Annotated in this window: 15 protein-coding genes; 5 read left to right on the top strand and 10 right to left on the bottom strand. The window is 67.5% G+C overall.

Annotated features, from left to right (window positions below; translation table 11 throughout):
* Window positions 1-10 precede the first annotated feature (10 nt).
* Window positions 11-277 carry a hypothetical protein gene (locus WS95_RS34935; protein WP_156444515.1) on the bottom strand — a complete coding sequence of 89 codons (267 nt, stop codon included), beginning with the start codon at window positions 275-277 and terminating at the stop codon, window positions 11-13.
* Window positions 278-371: 94 nt separating this feature from the next.
* Here WS95_RS34935 and WS95_RS20585 point away from each other — a divergent pair, with 94 nt between their 5' ends.
* Window positions 372-1,898 carry a mannose-1-phosphate guanylyltransferase/mannose-6-phosphate isomerase gene (locus WS95_RS20585; protein ID WP_059784143.1) on the top strand — a complete coding sequence of 509 codons (1,527 nt, stop codon included), beginning with the start codon at window positions 372-374 and terminating at the stop codon, window positions 1,896-1,898.
* A gap of 141 nt (window positions 1,899-2,039) precedes the next feature.
* On the opposite strand, the gene WS95_RS20580 is transcribed toward WS95_RS20585, so the two are convergent.
* The 8 genes from WS95_RS20580 to WS95_RS20545 form a co-directional block, all read right to left on the bottom strand.
* A complete protein-coding gene (locus tag WS95_RS20580) occupies window positions 2,040-2,981 on the bottom strand; it encodes a transposase (RefSeq protein WP_059825415.1) in 942 nt (313 codons plus the stop codon).
* A 711-nt stretch (window positions 2,982-3,692) separates the two neighbouring features.
* On the bottom strand, window positions 3,693-4,274 hold the full coding sequence (locus WS95_RS20575; protein ID WP_059825413.1) for a DUF3501 family protein: 582 nt from the start codon (window positions 4,272-4,274) through the stop codon (window positions 3,693-3,695).
* 62 nt (window positions 4,275-4,336) lie between these two features.
* Window positions 4,337-5,674 (bottom strand): heterodisulfide reductase-related iron-sulfur binding cluster, encoded by a 1,338-nt coding sequence (locus WS95_RS20570; RefSeq protein ID WP_059825658.1) that lies wholly within the window; start codon window positions 5,672-5,674, stop codon window positions 4,337-4,339.
* Window positions 5,675-5,795: 121 nt separating this feature from the next.
* Window positions 5,796-6,218 carry a rubrerythrin family protein gene (locus WS95_RS20565; RefSeq protein ID WP_006497294.1) on the bottom strand — a complete coding sequence of 141 codons (423 nt, stop codon included), beginning with the start codon at window positions 6,216-6,218 and terminating at the stop codon, window positions 5,796-5,798.
* A gap of 225 nt (window positions 6,219-6,443) precedes the next feature.
* On the bottom strand, window positions 6,444-7,712 hold the full coding sequence (locus WS95_RS20560; RefSeq protein WP_034205285.1) for an RNA polymerase sigma factor: 1,269 nt from the start codon (window positions 7,710-7,712) through the stop codon (window positions 6,444-6,446).
* Window positions 7,709-8,125: a VOC family protein gene (locus WS95_RS20555; protein WP_034205286.1), complete on the bottom strand. Its 417-nt coding sequence runs from the start codon at window positions 8,123-8,125 to the stop codon at window positions 7,709-7,711. Before WS95_RS20555 ends, WS95_RS20560 begins: the two co-directional genes overlap by 4 nt.
* Before the next feature lie 25 nt (window positions 8,126-8,150).
* Window positions 8,151-8,570, bottom strand: a complete 420-nt coding sequence (locus tag WS95_RS20550; RefSeq protein ID WP_006482945.1) for a YciI family protein — start codon at window positions 8,568-8,570, stop codon at window positions 8,151-8,153.
* A gap of 125 nt (window positions 8,571-8,695) precedes the next feature.
* Window positions 8,696-9,049: a YciI family protein gene (locus tag WS95_RS20545; protein WP_027782496.1), complete on the bottom strand. Its 354-nt coding sequence runs from the start codon at window positions 9,047-9,049 to the stop codon at window positions 8,696-8,698.
* Between the two features lie 206 nt (window positions 9,050-9,255).
* Between WS95_RS20545 and WS95_RS20540 the strand changes: the two genes are divergently transcribed.
* The 4 genes from WS95_RS20540 (at window position 9,256) to WS95_RS20525 (ending at window position 13,736) form a co-directional block, all read left to right on the top strand.
* On the top strand, window positions 9,256-11,127 hold the full coding sequence (locus WS95_RS20540) for an ExeM/NucH family extracellular endonuclease (protein ID WP_059825410.1): 1,872 nt from the start codon (window positions 9,256-9,258) through the stop codon (window positions 11,125-11,127).
* Window positions 11,128-11,411: 284 nt separating this feature from the next.
* Complete coding sequence (locus WS95_RS20535) at window positions 11,412-11,798, top strand: DUF883 family protein (protein ID WP_034205288.1); 387 nt, start codon at window positions 11,412-11,414, stop codon at window positions 11,796-11,798.
* A 65-nt stretch (window positions 11,799-11,863) separates the two neighbouring features.
* Window positions 11,864-12,448, top strand: a complete 585-nt coding sequence (locus WS95_RS20530) for a BPSL1445 family SYLF domain-containing lipoprotein (RefSeq protein WP_034205289.1) — start codon at window positions 11,864-11,866, stop codon at window positions 12,446-12,448.
* Window positions 12,449-12,683: 235 nt separating this feature from the next.
* A complete protein-coding gene (locus tag WS95_RS20525) occupies window positions 12,684-13,736 on the top strand; it encodes an AI-2E family transporter (RefSeq protein WP_034205290.1) in 1,053 nt (350 codons plus the stop codon).
* 46 nt (window positions 13,737-13,782) lie between these two features.
* Here WS95_RS20525 and WS95_RS20520 read toward each other — a convergent pair whose 3' ends face one another.
* Entirely contained in the window at window positions 13,783-14,295 is a 513-nt protein-coding gene (locus WS95_RS20520) for a hypothetical protein (protein WP_059825407.1), read from the bottom strand.
* Between the last annotated feature and the right edge of the window lie 19 nt (window positions 14,296-14,314).

The raw sequence follows: 14,314 nt of genomic DNA, 5'->3' as shown, positions 1-14,314 counted from the left end.
CGCATTCGATTCAAACGTTGCATGACGCTATTGAAGCGACAAGAAAATTCCTCCTCAAGCGCACAAGTATTTCGAAAAATAATCGGAAATTCTTGCCGCGATCTTTTTTAATTAAATCGGCAGGTTTTCCCGAATCGGTCGGGAACGGAGATTTTTTCGGAATCTTTACGCTTCCCGGCCGCCCTTTGCGGGCGGTCGCGTCCGGCCGGCGCCCGGAATTATTTTTTATTTTTTTATTTCCGGCCGGTGCTATCGCGGAAAATTCTTCCGTACGCATGCCTGACGGATATCCGGCATTGGGTCCGGTTTTATTGTCGATTTACTTCATGCTACAACGACAGGCACCGACTTCAACCGTGGAGAGTGTCATCATGAATGCTCCGGCAGTGGCCGCCGAAACGCGCCCTTCTACTTCCGCCGCCCCCGCGGCCGGCACGCGTCTCGCCGTGCAGCCCGTGATTCTCGCCGGCGGTTCCGGCACGCGCCTGTGGCCGATGTCGCGCGAGCGTTTTCCGAAACAGCTGATCGGCCTGCTCGGCGATCACTCGCTGCTGCAGTCCACCGCGCTGCGCCTCGACGGCCTGACGGCCGATCATCCGCTCAACGACGACGTGCTGATCGTCTGCGGGGAAGATCACCGCTTCACGACCGCCGAGCAACTGCGCCTGACGGCCAAGCACGCGACGATCATGCTCGAGCCGCTCGGTCGCGACACTGCGCCCGCGCTGACGCTCGCCGCGCTGCGGCTCGTCGCCGGCGGCAACGACGCGGTGATGACCGTGATGCCTGCCGACCATGCGGTCGCGGACGTGCCGCGCTTTCACGCGGCCGTCGCGGCCGGCGTGCACTGCGCCGCGCAAGGCAAGATCGCGACGATGGGCATCGTGCCGAAGCACGCGGAAACCGGCTACGGCTACATCCGCGTCGGCGCGCCGCTCGGCGACGCCGCAACCGGCCCCCTCGACGTACGCCGCCTCGACCGTTTCGTCGAGAAGCCGCACCTCGAACTCGCGCAGCAGTACGTCGCGTCGGGCGAATACTGGTGGAACAGCGGGATCTTCATCGTGCGCGCGTCGGTCTGGCTGAAGGCGATCCGGCAGCTCGAGCCCGCAATCTACGCGGCCTGCGAACAGGCCGTCGCGCAGGGCAAGGAAGACGGCGACTTCTTCCGCGTCGATCGCGACGCATTCGCCGCGTCGCCGTCGAACTCGATCGACTACGCGGTGATGGAACCGCTCGCGAGCCAGCCGCAACTGTGCGAGAGCGTCGTCGTGCCGCTCGACGCGGGCTGGTCGGACGTCGGCTCGTGGGATGCGATCTGGCAGATCTCGCCGAAGGACGAAACCGGCAACGTCGGCCGCGGCCACGTGCTGTTCGAAGGCGCCGAATCGACGTTCGCGCACTCGGAAAGCCGGCTCGTCGCCTGCGTCGGCACGCAGAACCTGGTCGTCGTCGAAACGCCCGACGCCGTGCTCGTCGCGGACAAATCGCGCGTGCAGGACGTGAAGAAGATCGTCGGGCACATCAAGGCGCGACAGGGCTCCGAAGCGACCGACCACCGCAAGGTGCATCGTCCGTGGGGCCACTACGACTCGGTCGACATGGGCGAGCGCTTCCAGGTGAAACGCATCGTCGTGAAGCCGGGCGCGCAACTGTCGCTGCAGATGCACCACCACCGCGCCGAGCACTGGATCGTCGTGCGTGGCACCGCGCGCATCACGCGCGGCGACGAAACGTTCCTGCTGTCCGAAAACGAATCGACGTACATTCCGCTCGGCGTATCGCATCGCCTGGAGAACCCGGGCAAGATGCCGCTCGAGCTGATCGAAGTGCAGTCGGGCGCGTATCTCGGCGAGGACGACATCGTCCGCTTCGACGATACCTACGGCAGACAGTAACGCGGCGCCGTCATGCACGAAAGGGCGCCGCCTCGACAGCGGCGCCCGAGCGAGGCAGACATGGAGACACCGAAGGAGACACCGGACTGGCGCGCGGGCGTCGTGGCGCACGACGGCCCGCGCGTGGCACGGAAACGGCGATCAGCCCACGCGGTACTCGTATTCGCGACGTTCCGACTGCACGGGATCGTTGCGGCTTTCCGACAACGCGCCCGCGCGACGCTCGGCGATGAAGCGCTTGATGTCCGACTCCGCGCGCGCCAGCGCCGACAAGCCGGCCAACACTTCGCCCTGCGGCTCGCGCGCCGGCGCGTCGCTCGCACCGTGGCGATCGATCCACTGGCGTGCCCAGTCGAGCGCGTACTGCTCGGCTTCCTCGGCGTCGGTGAAGCGCGGGCCGATCAGGCCCGAGCGCTCGACGCGCCGGTCGTCCTGCGAGATCTCGGCCCACGCGCGATACATCAGGTTCTGCACGGGCTGCGCGATCCCGCTGATCGTATAGCCGCGATACTCGTCGACCTGCGGCTCGGCCGCGGCGAAGCTCGCCGCCGACGCCCGCACATGGCGCAGCTCCGTGGCCGGCGCGCCGGGCACCGTGAACGACACGCCGGAGCGGCCGTCCACCTGGTCGTCCCGCATCGTGCTCAGCGACGCACCCTCGCCCGGCCAAACGTTTGCCTGCGCAACCGGCAATTGCCACGACTCGGGGTTTTGCCAGAACACGCCGCGCAAACGGTCGTTGTCGGGCACGGGCTCCGCGCGGCGGGCCGGCGCGACCGCGACGGGCGGCGGCGGGATATACGCGAACGTGCGCCCGCTGAACTGGGTCAGCACGTCGATCATCTTCAGCAGCGTGCCGTTCGCGAGCCACTCTTCGTAGCGGCGGCGGCACGTCGGCCCGGATGGATAGCGACCGGGCAGCTTTGACCAGGCTTCCCCGGTCGTCAGGATCCAGAGCACCGCGTTGGCGACGACGCGCGGTTCGGCGCGCGGACGCCCGCGACGGTTCAGCCGGATGGGTTCATCGGCGATCAGCGCTGAAAGGCGAAACCACTCTTCATCGTTAAGCTCATCGAAGAACATAGTCGATCTCTCCACGCAGCCAGGCCGGGGCTGCGATTGGCGGCGCCGTCGCGACACGTCGCGGGGCGGCCAGGTTGCACATTATGGTTATCCGGCGTTGTGCATACCGGGCGACACCGCACTTTCACGGTGCCGCGATTCCCGGCAATGGCGCACAAATCGCGGTCTCACTCCAATGTGGGAATTTTTGTGCACGAAGCATACCATCCTCAGGGTTTATCTCAATATGACAATGACTTAATGTTACGCACTGAAACAACCTGCCATGGGCGAGCAATCCATTTACGCTTGAATTTTTTTGCGAGATCTTTATGCCGGCGGCTGCAAAGGCCCGTCTGGCGGGGCTCCGCAGCGTCTGAAGAATGCCGTGAAACGGGCCGTTGCGGTCTGCTCCGGCCCCATCCGCGACACTCCGCGGAATGGCTTCCCGAAATCGGTAAATCAGGGAAAAATTCGTAACAAGATATTCACGAATCGGTAAATCATTCGATTTACAGGGAATCGAATTATCTCCATGCACAATCTTTTTATTGTTTCTCTGCGAGTAATGAAAATACGCTGACGCGGCGCGCCCACTGTGTCCCCGCATGCAAATCCGTCACGGTTGTTACATTTCCGGGGCAACGGGCGAGCGGCCGCGCCGCGGCGTTGCGGCGCGCCGTTTCGGGTCGGAACGGAAAAGCGGCGCCGCCAGGCGCCGTGGGCGCCGGCTCAGCGCAGATCGCCGGCCAGCGCCGCGGCCACGTCCGCGTCGATGCGCTGCGGCGGCGTCGTATAGGCCGGATGATCGCAGCCGATCGACAGCGCCGCCCCGCCCTTGAGCGCGGCGCGCATCGGCGCATCGAACTCGAAGCGGACGAAGTGCACGGCCGACGTTTTCTGGGCGTTGTCGCGCTCGAGATCCTCGTCGGCAATCGCGTAGACGCTCGCGTGCCCGTCGACCCGCAGGTACACGCGATCCTCGACCCCGATCAGCCGCGCGAGCGCCGCGCGCCGTTCGACCTCGTGCTCGTACTCGATCTGCATCGTCGCCTTCAGGTTGGTGCCGTCGGGCACCAGCGGCAGATACGCGTCGAGCTCCGCTGCGATGCCGGCTTCGTCGAAGATCTTCTCGATGTGCAGCATCTCGTGGATCTGATAGCGGATCGTCGTCTCGTCCTCGAACAGGAAACGCAGGTGATTGCCGAGCGCCACCGCGCGGCGGCGCTTGTACGCGACGAGCCGCGCGTGTTCGGCCTTGCGGATCTTCGCGTACGCTTCGAGCGTCAGCAGGGAGTCGCGGGTCAGCGTCATGGATGTCCTTGGGTATCGTCGGATGTCGTCGATGTGTTCGCAACGAAGCGGGTTCGGACGCGTCAGATGCCGTACGCGCGGCGCAGCAGCGTCAGCGGATGCGCGAGCGGCGCTTGCGGCAGCCCCTTCTCGCCGATGCCCTGCACGATGTGATGGCCGGCGAGCGCGCAGTCGGACGACACGACGTCCGGCTGCGGCTCGGCCATCGCCTTGAACACGGGCGCGCCGATCCGCATCGCATCCGCATGAAATGCCTTCTTCACGCCGAACGTGCCCGCGTGGCCGGAGCAACGCTCGACGACGTTCACGCGCGTATCGGGCACGAGCGACAGCGCATCGGCCGTCTTGCGGCCGATGTTCTGCACGCGCGCATGGCACGGCACGTGATACGACACGGTGCCGAGGCCGGTCTTGAAATCGGTCTTCAGCAGCCCGTCGCGATGCCGCGCGATCACGTACTCGAACGGATCCCAGAACGCGTCGGCCACCGCACGCACGGCCGCGTCGCCGGGGAACATCAGCGGCAGTTCGTTCTTGTACATCAGCACGCAGCTCGGGATCGCGCCGATCAGCGCGTAGCCTTCGCGTGCATAGCGTTCGAGCACCGGGATGTTGATGGCCTGCTTCGCGGCGACGCCGTCGAGATTGCCCTGCTCGAGCAACGGCATCCCGCAGCACGCTTCGCGCGTGACGAGCTCGTACGGGATCTCGTTGTGCGCGAGAATCGCGAGCAGGTCGTGGCCGATCCCCGGCTCGTTGAAATTCACGTAGCACGTCGCGTAGATCGCGACCTTGCCGGGCGTGCGTTCGCCGTCGCGTACCGGCGGGCCATCCGAGCGCTTCGCGGCGCGGCGGAACTTGCGCGGCGCGAACTCCGGCAGCCACGCGTCGCGGTCGACGCCCAGCAGCGCTTCGAGCGCGTGGCGCGCAGGCGGCGTGCGGTTCACCGCGTTGACCGTCTGCGTGACGACCGGAATGCCCGCGAAATGGCCTAGTGCATCGGTATTCGACAGCACCTTGTCGCGCAGCGGCGCTTCGCCGCGCTTGTAACGCGCAGCCTTGCCGCGCAGCATCAGGTGCGGGAAATCGACGTTCCATGCGTGCGGCGGCACGTACGGGCATTTCGTCATGTAGCAGAGGTCGCACAGATAGCACTGGTCGACGACCTTGCCGAATGCGGCCTTCGGCACTTCGTCGATGTCGCCCGTCGGCGTGTCGTCGACGAGGTCGAACAGCGCCGGAAACGCGCCGCACAGCGACACGCAGCGCCGGCATCCGGCGCAGATGTCGAATACGCGCGTCATTTCCGCATCGATCGCGGCCTGGTCGTAGAACGCTTCGGACTGCCAGTCGAGCGGATGCCGGGTCGGGGCTTCGAGACTGCCTTCCTTGTGGGGCATGGGGCGCTCCCGCGTGGCGCGCATGTGCGCAAGCGCACCGCCCGCGCGGTGCGGGCGGCGATGAACGAACCGCCGGCCGGTGCCGGCCGCGCGGCGTTGCAGCGCGACCTGCGACGTCCCGTCAGTCGACGAGACTGTCCAGCGCCTTCGTGTAGCGGTTCGCGTGGCTGCGTTCGGCCTTCGCGAGCGTCTCGAACCAGTTCGCGATTTCGTCGAACCCTTCGTCGCGCGCGGTCTTCGCCATGCCCGGATACATGTCGGTGTATTCGTGCGTTTCGCCGGCGATCGCCGATTCGAGATTCAGCCGCGACGAACCGAACGGCAAACCCGTGGCCGGATCGCCGACAGCTTCCAGGTATTCGAGATGGCCGTGCGCATGGCCGGTTTCGCCTTCGGCCGTCGAGCGGAACAGCGCGGCGACGTCGTTCTGCCCCTCGACGTCGGCTTTCGAAGCGAAATACAGATAGCGCCGATTCGCCTGCGATTCGCCCGCGAATGCGGCCTTCAGGTTCTCTTCGGTTTTGCTGCCCTTGAGTTGAGCCATTTGCGCCTCCGTTCGAGTCGGCGCGGCCGCGTGCGACGCCGGGCCGATCAGATATGTGGGGAACGATGCGTGCGCCGGGCGCGCATCGTGCTCTTCAATCTAGGCGCTCGCGTTCGCATCCCCCAATAGGCTTTTTCAATGCGGGCGATAGTGTCGGGGGCGAACGCGGCGGATGGCCGCGAAGATGGGCGCTGCCGCGGCGCCACGCGCGTCATGCGCGATGCGTCACGCATCCATCGCGCGCTTGAGCAGCAATTCGCGCTCACGCTCGTTGCGCGTCAGTTCCGCCGCACGGCGGAACTCCCGCTTGGCCTCGTCGGCGCGGCCGAGCTTCGCGAGCAGATCGCCGCGCACGCTCGGCAGCCAGTGATAGCGCGCCAGCGCCGGATCGTCGCGCAGCACGTCGACGAGTTCGAGCGCCGCGGCCGGCCCGAACGCCATCCCTACCGCGACCGCGCGATTCAGCTCGACGACCGGCGACGGCGCGACTTCGGCGAGCGCGTCGTACAGCGCGACGATCTGTGCCCAGTCCGTGTCCGAAGCCTGCCGTGCGCGCGCGTGGCACGCTGCAAGCGCCGCCTGCAGCGCATACGGCCCGCGCACGCCGCCGAGCTTCGTCGCCCGCTCCAGCGCGGCGAGGCCGCGCCGGATCAGCAACGGATCCCAGCGGCTGCGGTCCTGGTCGAGCAGCAGCACGGGCCGACCCTGCGCGTCGATGCGCGCATGCATGCGCGACGCCTGCAGCTCCATCAGCGCGACGAGCCCGAATACTTCGCTTTCGTCCGGCGCGAGCCCGGCCAGCACGCGACCGAGCCGCAACGCCTCGTCGCATAGCGCCGGACGCATCCAGTCGTCGCCCGCCGTCGCCGCGTGGCCTTCGTTGAACACGAGATAGATCACTTCGAGCACCGACGCGAGCCGCGCGGGCCGCGCATCGGCGGGCGGCACCTCGAACGGCACGTGCGCCGCCGCGAGCGTGCGCTTCGCGCGCACGATCCGCTGCGCGATCGTCGGCTCGGGCGTCAGGAACGCGCGCGCGATCTCGCCCGTCGTCAGCCCGCCGAGCAGCCGCAGCGTCAGCGCGACGCGCGCGTCGGTCGACAGCACCGGGTGGCACGACGTGAAGATCAGCCGCAGCAGGTCGTCGCCGATGTCGTCGTCGCGCGCGTCGGCGAGTGCGTCCGCGATATCGGGGACGACATGCGCTTCGAGCGCGTCCATCTCGTGACCGAGCTGATCGCGCTTCGCCGCATGAAGCGACTCCTGCCGGACCCGGTCGAGCGCGCGTCGCTTCACGGCCGTCATCAGCCAGGCGGCCGGGTTGTCGGGCACGCCGTCGACGGGCCAGTGCTCGAGCGCCGCGACGAGCGTGTCCTGCGCCAGCTCCTCGGCCACGCCGACGTCGCGCACCACGCGCGCGGCGCGCGCGATGATCTTCGGCGCCTCGATTCGCCAGACCGCTTCGATCGCACGATGAGTCGCCTCACGCGTCACGACGCCTGCCCCTGGGCGGACGCGTCCAGCGGCATGGCCATCAGTTCCCATGTGTGGCCGTCCGGATCGGTGAACCCGTGGCCGTACATGTTCGGGTACTCGCGCGGCGCCTGCGGCGCGGCCCCGCCCGCCGCCAGCGCCTTCGCGACGATCGCGTCGACTTCGGCGCGGCTGTCGCACGACAGGCACGACAACACCTGGATGTGCGTCGCCGGATCGATGATGGTCTTGTCGGTGAAGGTCTGGAAGAACGGCCGAACGAGCAGCATCGCGAAGATCGCGTCGCTGATCCGGATGCAGGCGGCCTGATCGTTGGTATAGGCCGGCACGACCTCGAAGCCGAGCGCCTGGTAGAACGTCTTCGCGCGCGGCAGGTCGGCTACCGGCAGATTGATGAAAACCATCTTGTGCATGACGGGTGCTCCCTGTGAGGTTGGTTCAGGCGTGGCTACGGCCGACGTGGAGATCGCGGAACCGCTCGACCGCGTCGCTCGGCGTCAGGTCGTCGAGCTCGAACAGCGGCCGCACCTCGATCTCGCAATCGAGCTCGGCGCCGAACGGCGCGGGAAACCGGCGCGTCCATTCGAGCGCTTCGTCGCGCGAACGCACCTGGATCAGCGTATAGCCGGCGATCAGTTCCTTCGTTTCGGCGAACGGGCCGTCGATCACCGTGCCCTTGCCGCCCGTGTAGCGCACGCGCCAACCATGGGCGCTCGACCTCAGGCCGTTGGCGTCGAGCAGCACGCCGGCCTTCGCCAGTTCCTCGTGATAGACCGTCATGGCCTCGACCAGCCGGTTGTCCGGCAACGCGTCGGATTCGCTGACGGCGTTCGCCCGGATCATGATCATGAATCGCATCGTTTACTCCTCGTCGTCGGTGGAAAGCGGCGCCCGTTCCGCGGCGCCTTACCCGGACGACGGGCGGAAGACGGCCGGATCGACACGCGCCACGACAAATCAGGGTAAATACCGAGTCGCGACGCTCACAGGAAACATGGGCCGACCGCGCGCACCTCGACCGTGCACCATTGCGCAGCCGGACACTGGCGCGCGATCTCGATCGCTTCCTCGCGCGTGTCGACGTCGACGAGGAAGAAGCCTCCGATCATCTCCTTCGCCTCCGCGAACGGGCCGTCGAGCAGGCGCGTCTCGCCGTCGCGCACCTGCACGCGCGTGCCGCGCTCGGACCGCTCCAGCGACTCGACGCCGCGCAGCACGCCGCGCGCCTTCAGCGACTCGGCGAAATCGACCATGCGCGCATAAAGCGCCTGACCTTCGTCGAGCGTGCGTTCGGCGCGCTGCTCGGTCGGTTCGACAATCAACAGCATGTAAGACATGGATTTCTCCTGTGGGGACGGGGCGCCGCGGCATGCGCCGGGCGAGCGGCATGCGACGGCCGATGCGAAAGCGTAACAGCCGCGGGGCGGCTTGCCGCATCGTTGGCCAACCGGCACTGGCCGGACGGCCATTTCGGTCGCAGCCTGACAGTTTGCCTTCAAGATGCGGTCCCGAACTGTCGGATTCTCATCCTGTGGACCGTCTCATGTCACGCCCGCTCCTCCTGTTCGCCGTTGCGCCGTTCGCGGCGTTGTCCGTCGTGCTCTGCGCCTCCCTCTTCGCCCGGCCGGCCCTCGCGGCGCTGCCGGTCAGCAGCGGCTGCGGCGGCGCGACCACGGCGATTGCCGAGATCCGCCGCGCCGGCCGGCCGTCGCCGCTCGCCGGGCAAACGACATCGATCGAAGTGGTCGTCACCGCGGCGTTCGGCGGCACCGACGGCCTGGGCGGCTTCTTCGTCCAGCAGGCCGACGCGCAACGGCAACGCCGGCCGGGCGTTCCCGAGGGCCTGTTCGTCCACGCGCCGAACGCGCGCGCCGCGCCCGGCGATCTCGTGCATCTGACCGGCAAGGTCGACGAGCAATACGGCCGGACGCAGTTCACCCTGTCGGGCCGCGTGACCGTCTGCGCACGCGGGCAGACGGTCACGCCGGCCACGCTCGCGCTGCCGGTCGCGTCGCCCGCCGTCCTGGCCGCGCACGAAGCCATGCGCGTACGCCTGCCGCAAACGCTGACGGTCAGCGATACCTACGAACTCGGCCGCTACGGCAGCATCGTGCTGAGCAACGGCCGACTGCGCATACCGACCCAGGTCGCATTGCCGGCCGATGCTGCCGCCCAGGCCGCAGCCAACGCACTGAACCGCATCGTGCTCGACGACGGTTCGAGCCGCCGCGACCCGGCGACCGTCCGCTATCCGCCGCCCGCGCTGAGCGCCGCCAACACGCTGCGCGCGGGCTACACGGTACGCGGCATAGAGGGCGTGCTCGAGTGGCGCTACGGCGCATGGCGGCTGCAACCGGTGACCGGCACGGCGCCGGTGTTCGAGGCCGCCGCGAACCCGCGTACCGCGGCACCGGCCCGGCATCCCGACGCCGACGTGCGCGTCGTATCGTTCAACGTCTTCAACTATTTCAACGGCGACGGCCGCGGCGGCGGATTCGACGCGCCGGCCGGCCGCGGCGCGAAAACGCCTGCCGCGTTCGCGCGGCAGGAAGCGAAGATCGTCGCGGCGTTGCGCGCGCTGCGCGCCGACGTGATCGGGCTGATGGAAATCGCGAACAACGGCTACGGCGACGCGAGCGCCGCGAGGCGTCTGGCCGCGCAACTCGGCGCCGGCTGGCGCGCGGTCGATCCCGGCACCGCGCGGCTGGGCCGCGACGCGATCGCGGTCGCGCTGCTGTACGACAGCCGCACGGTCGAGCCGGTCGGGCGCGCCGCCACCGTCGCACTCGGCGGCCGGCACCGCCCGCCGCTCGCGCAGACGTTCCGGCGCATCGGCGGCACGCGCGCGTTCACGGTCGCGGTCAATCACCTGAAGTCGAAGAACTGCCCGCATGCGAGCGGCGCCAATCTCGACCAGTCCGACGGCCAGGGCTGCTGGAACGCGGCGCGTACCCAGGCGGCCGCGCGCGTCGCCGACTGGCTCGCCACGTCGCCGACGGGCGTCGCGGCCGACGGCGTGCTGCTGATCGGCGATCTGAACAGTTATGCGAAGGAAGACCCGATTCGCACGCTCGAAGCGCGCGGCTATGCGAACCTGGTTGCCCGCTTCGTCGGCGATGCTGCGTACAGCTACGTATTTCGCGGCGAAGCCGGCAATCTCGACCACGCACTTGCCACGCCGCCGCTCGCCGCGCGCGTGAAGGCCGTGCAGTTCTGGCACATCAACGCGGACGAACCGCTCGTCCTGCAACCCGTGCCCGATTACAAAACGTCCGCGCGACGGTCTGCTTATTACGCGCCCGACGCCTACCGCTCGTCCGACCACGATCCCGTCGTCATCGACGTCGCGCTGGACGGCAGCGGTGGGCGATCGGCACCGGGCACGAATCGTGCGCCTCGATCTGGCGTCGATTAGTGCAATTGCATCAGTACGCGACCTGCAACGGCACTATTTACCTGATGGCCCGGCAACGCCATATTTACCGGGCTTTCACTGCGATCCGCTGTTCGACACGCTGCGTCGGCCGAGACGCGAAATTTTTTCAACCGCCGCTCCGCCCCGCGTGACGGGGCGCTCGGGCAATCCCGCCGACGAATTGAAAATTTGTCTCGAAACTCAAACGGATCAAGTGAATCACACTAGTTGCTGCGATTCGTCTTATCTTCAAATTAGCCTGGAATCGAAGGAGGATAAACACCATGGCGCTTACCGACTCGATCGAACACAAGCTGGACCGCGGCCTGTCCGATATCCGCCGCACCGGCCGACGCGTTGGCCGTACGACCCGCTCCGCCGCCCGCGACCTGCAAGCCGACGTGAGCGACGATCTGCGCGGGCTGGTCGACGAACTGGAAGATTTGCTGAAAAACGACGGCGATGGCGATATCGCCGCCTTGCGCAAACGCATCCAGTCCCGGATCGACGAAGCGCGCGGCGCGCTCGACTACGCGTCGGGCAGCGCGGCCGCCCGGCTGCGCGATTCGGCCGAACGCATGTCGCAGGTCGTGCACGAGAATCCGTGGCAGACCGCCGGCGTCGTCGCGGGCCTCGCGTTCGTCGCGGGGCTGCTCCTTTCCCGCCGTTGAACGGGGCTGCCCGCACCGTCGCCCGCACCGTCCGCTCTCAATCAGACAACGAAGGAGAAACCGCCATGCAGAAATCCCTCGCCATGAAAGCCGCCGCTGCCGTGATGCTCGGCAGCCTCGCCCTCGCCGGCTGCACGACCACGTCCGACAAACCCGATAGCGCGGCGGCCAGCGCGTCGAAACGCCAGTCGATCGACGCCAGCGTGAATGCCACGCTGTCGCGCCTGTATTCGACGGTGCCCGGCTCGCGCGATCTGGTCTCGAAAGCACGCGGCGTCCTCGTGTTCCCGAACGTGCTGCAAGCCGGCTTCATCGTCGGCGCCCAGTCCGGCAACGGCGCGCTACGCGTCGGCGGCAGTACCGTCGGCTACTACAACACGTCGTCGCTGTCGGTCGGGCTGCAGGCCGGCGCGCAGTCGAAGGCGGTCGTGTTCCTGTTCATGACGCAGGATGCGCTCGACTCGTTCCGCAAGTCGGAAGGCTGGTCGGCCGGCGCCGACGCGTCGGTCGCGGTCGTGAAGGTCGGCGCGAACGGCGCGGTCGACACCAACACGGCCACCGCACCGGTGGAAGTGCTGGTCCTGACCAACGCGGGCCTGATGGGCGACCTGTCGGTGAACGGCACGAAGGTCACCAAGCTCCACATCTGACGACGCGGCACGCGGCCTCGCGCCGCGTTCGCTTCCCGGCAGCGCCGCGGCCCCGGCCGCGGCGTTTTCGCATGTCTCTCAAGCAGCGGCTATGATGGCGGCACCTTTGCGGGCATACTCCGCGTGGGCCGCCCCGCAACGCGTTTCGCCGCGAACCCGTGACGTTCGCGAATCGATCGCGCACGGGGCGACGAAATTCAATCAAACCACGCATCAATCTGCGCGAATGTCACCCATGGATAGCGGACAAGATCACCAAAAATTCTTCTATTTCCTGCTGTTCGCGGTCACCGTCGGACTCTGCTGGATCCTCGCACCGTTCTTCGGCGCCGTGTTCTGGGGCACCATTCTCGCGATCCTGTTCCAGCCCGTGCAGCGCTGGCTGGCCGCGCGCTTCGGCAAGCGGCGCAACCTGGCCGCGCTCGTCACGTTGTCGTTGATCATCCTGATCGTGATCCTGCCGCTCGTGTTCGTGGCGGGCACGCTCGTGCAGGAAATCGCGTACGTGTACCAGGAAATCAAGACCGCGCAGCCGAACTATTCGCAGTACTTCCAGGACATCGTTCACGCACTGCCGTCGTCGATCCAGCATCTGCTGCAGAAATACGGGCTGACCAACATCCCGGGCATCCAGAAGAAGCTGACCGACGGCGCCGCGCAGATCAGCCAGTTCGCGGCGACTCAGGCGCTCAGCATCGGCCAGAACACGTTCCAGTTCATCGTGAGCTTCGGCGTGATGCTGTACATGGTGTTCTTCCTGCTGCGCGACGGCGGCGAGATCGGCCGCCGCGTGCGCCGCGCGCTGCCGCTCGACGACGAGCACAAGAACCTGCTGCTCGCGAAATTCACGACGGTCGTGCGCGCGACCGTGAAGGGCAACATCGCGGTCGCGCTCGTGCAGGGCGCGCTCGGCGGCCTGATCTTCTGGATCCTCGGGATCGAGGGCGTCGTGCTGTGGGGGGCGCTGATGGCGTTCCTGTCGCTGCTGCCCGCGATCGGCGCGGGCCTCGTGTGGGTGCCGGCCGCGCTCTACCTGCTGATGATCGGCTCGGTCTGGAAATGCGTGATCCTCGTCGTGTTCTGCGTCGGCGTGATCGGCCTCGTCGACAACCTGCTGCGCCCGATCCTCGTCGGCAAGGACACGAAGATGCCCGACTGGGTCGTGCTGATCTCGACGCTCGGCGGGATGGCGTTGTTCGGCATCAACGGCTTCGTGATCGGGCCGCTCGTCGCCGCGCTGTTCATGGCGAGCTGGGACATCTACGCGCGCGCCGAACAGGGCGAATGACGCGCGTCCGGCCGCCGGCGCGCCGCACGCGTGCGGCAATCGCCGGTCACGGATGACGGATATGGATCAAGACGGGCGCCGCAGCGCCCGTTGCTTCATCCGCCGCGACCGTCATCACGCCGCCATACGGGCCGACGCGATGAGCCCGGCCCGGCGCCAGCGGCACGCTTCGTTCGTCGCGCGCATCGCGCCACGTCACCCGCACTGCCGCGCCACCGTCCGACGCGAGCGGCGCGCCGTTCGGCCCGACCAGCGCTACCTGCGCACCGGCCAGGCGCCGGCCATGCGCATCGAACCGGAGCGTGGCCGTTGCCGCGCCGCCGGCCGCGTCCCGCGCGTCGACCTGCACGCCCGCCGGGGCATCGAGCGTCACGTCGTAGAGGTCGACGAGCGAACCGGCGAACCGCACGACGCCATCCGACGCGGGCTGTCCGGCCGCCATCGCGTTCGGCATGGCAATCGACATCGCGAACACGACACCGAGCCCGAACACCATCGTCCGCACGACGCCGGCGCCCACTGCCGTCGCCGATGCCGATCGCTTCGCGTTGTTGCGCATGTTCCCTCTCCTCTGCCGC

It is taken from the genome of Burkholderia sp. MSMB1826 (genome assembly GCF_001526325.1).
GTDB lineage: Bacteria > Pseudomonadota > Gammaproteobacteria > Burkholderiales > Burkholderiaceae > Burkholderia.
Note: the sequence above shows the minus strand (reverse complement) of the source record. Positions and strands in the feature narration are given on the sequence as shown.

Bases quoted from the DNA above. Each gene is read 5' to 3' on its own strand.
- WS95_RS20580 (WP_059825415.1), bottom strand. From the start codon at position 2,981: ATGTTCTTCGATGAGCTTAACGATGAAGAGTGGTTTCGCCTTTCAGCG.
- WS95_RS20565 (WP_006497294.1), bottom strand. From the start codon at position 6,218: ATGGCTCAACTCAAGGGCAGCAAAACCGAAGAGAACCTGAAGGCCGCA.
- WS95_RS20545 (WP_027782496.1), bottom strand. From the start codon at position 9,049: ATGTCTTACATGCTGTTGATTGTCGAACCGACCGAGCAGCGCGCCGAA.
- WS95_RS20535 (WP_034205288.1), top strand. From the start codon at position 11,412: ATGGCGCTTACCGACTCGATCGAACACAAGCTGGACCGCGGCCTGTCC.
- WS95_RS20540 (WP_059825410.1), top strand. From the start codon at position 9,256: ATGTCACGCCCGCTCCTCCTGTTCGCCGTTGCGCCGTTCGCGGCGTTG.
- WS95_RS20585 (WP_059784143.1), top strand. From the start codon at position 372: ATGAATGCTCCGGCAGTGGCCGCCGAAACGCGCCCTTCTACTTCCGCC.
- WS95_RS20570 (WP_059825658.1), bottom strand. From the start codon at position 5,674: ATGCCCCACAAGGAAGGCAGTCTCGAAGCCCCGACCCGGCATCCGCTC.
- WS95_RS20550 (WP_006482945.1), bottom strand. From the start codon at position 8,570: ATGCGATTCATGATCATGATCCGGGCGAACGCCGTCAGCGAATCCGAC.
- WS95_RS20525 (WP_034205290.1), top strand. From the start codon at position 12,684: ATGGATAGCGGACAAGATCACCAAAAATTCTTCTATTTCCTGCTGTTC.
- WS95_RS34935 (WP_156444515.1), bottom strand. From the start codon at position 277: ATGCGTACGGAAGAATTTTCCGCGATAGCACCGGCCGGAAATAAAAAA.
- WS95_RS20575 (WP_059825413.1), bottom strand. From the start codon at position 4,274: ATGACGCTGACCCGCGACTCCCTGCTGACGCTCGAAGCGTACGCGAAG.
- WS95_RS20530 (WP_034205289.1), top strand. From the start codon at position 11,864: ATGCAGAAATCCCTCGCCATGAAAGCCGCCGCTGCCGTGATGCTCGGC.
- WS95_RS20520 (WP_059825407.1), bottom strand. From the start codon at position 14,295: ATGCGCAACAACGCGAAGCGATCGGCATCGGCGACGGCAGTGGGCGCC.
- WS95_RS20555 (WP_034205286.1), bottom strand. From the start codon at position 8,125: ATGCACAAGATGGTTTTCATCAATCTGCCGGTAGCCGACCTGCCGCGC.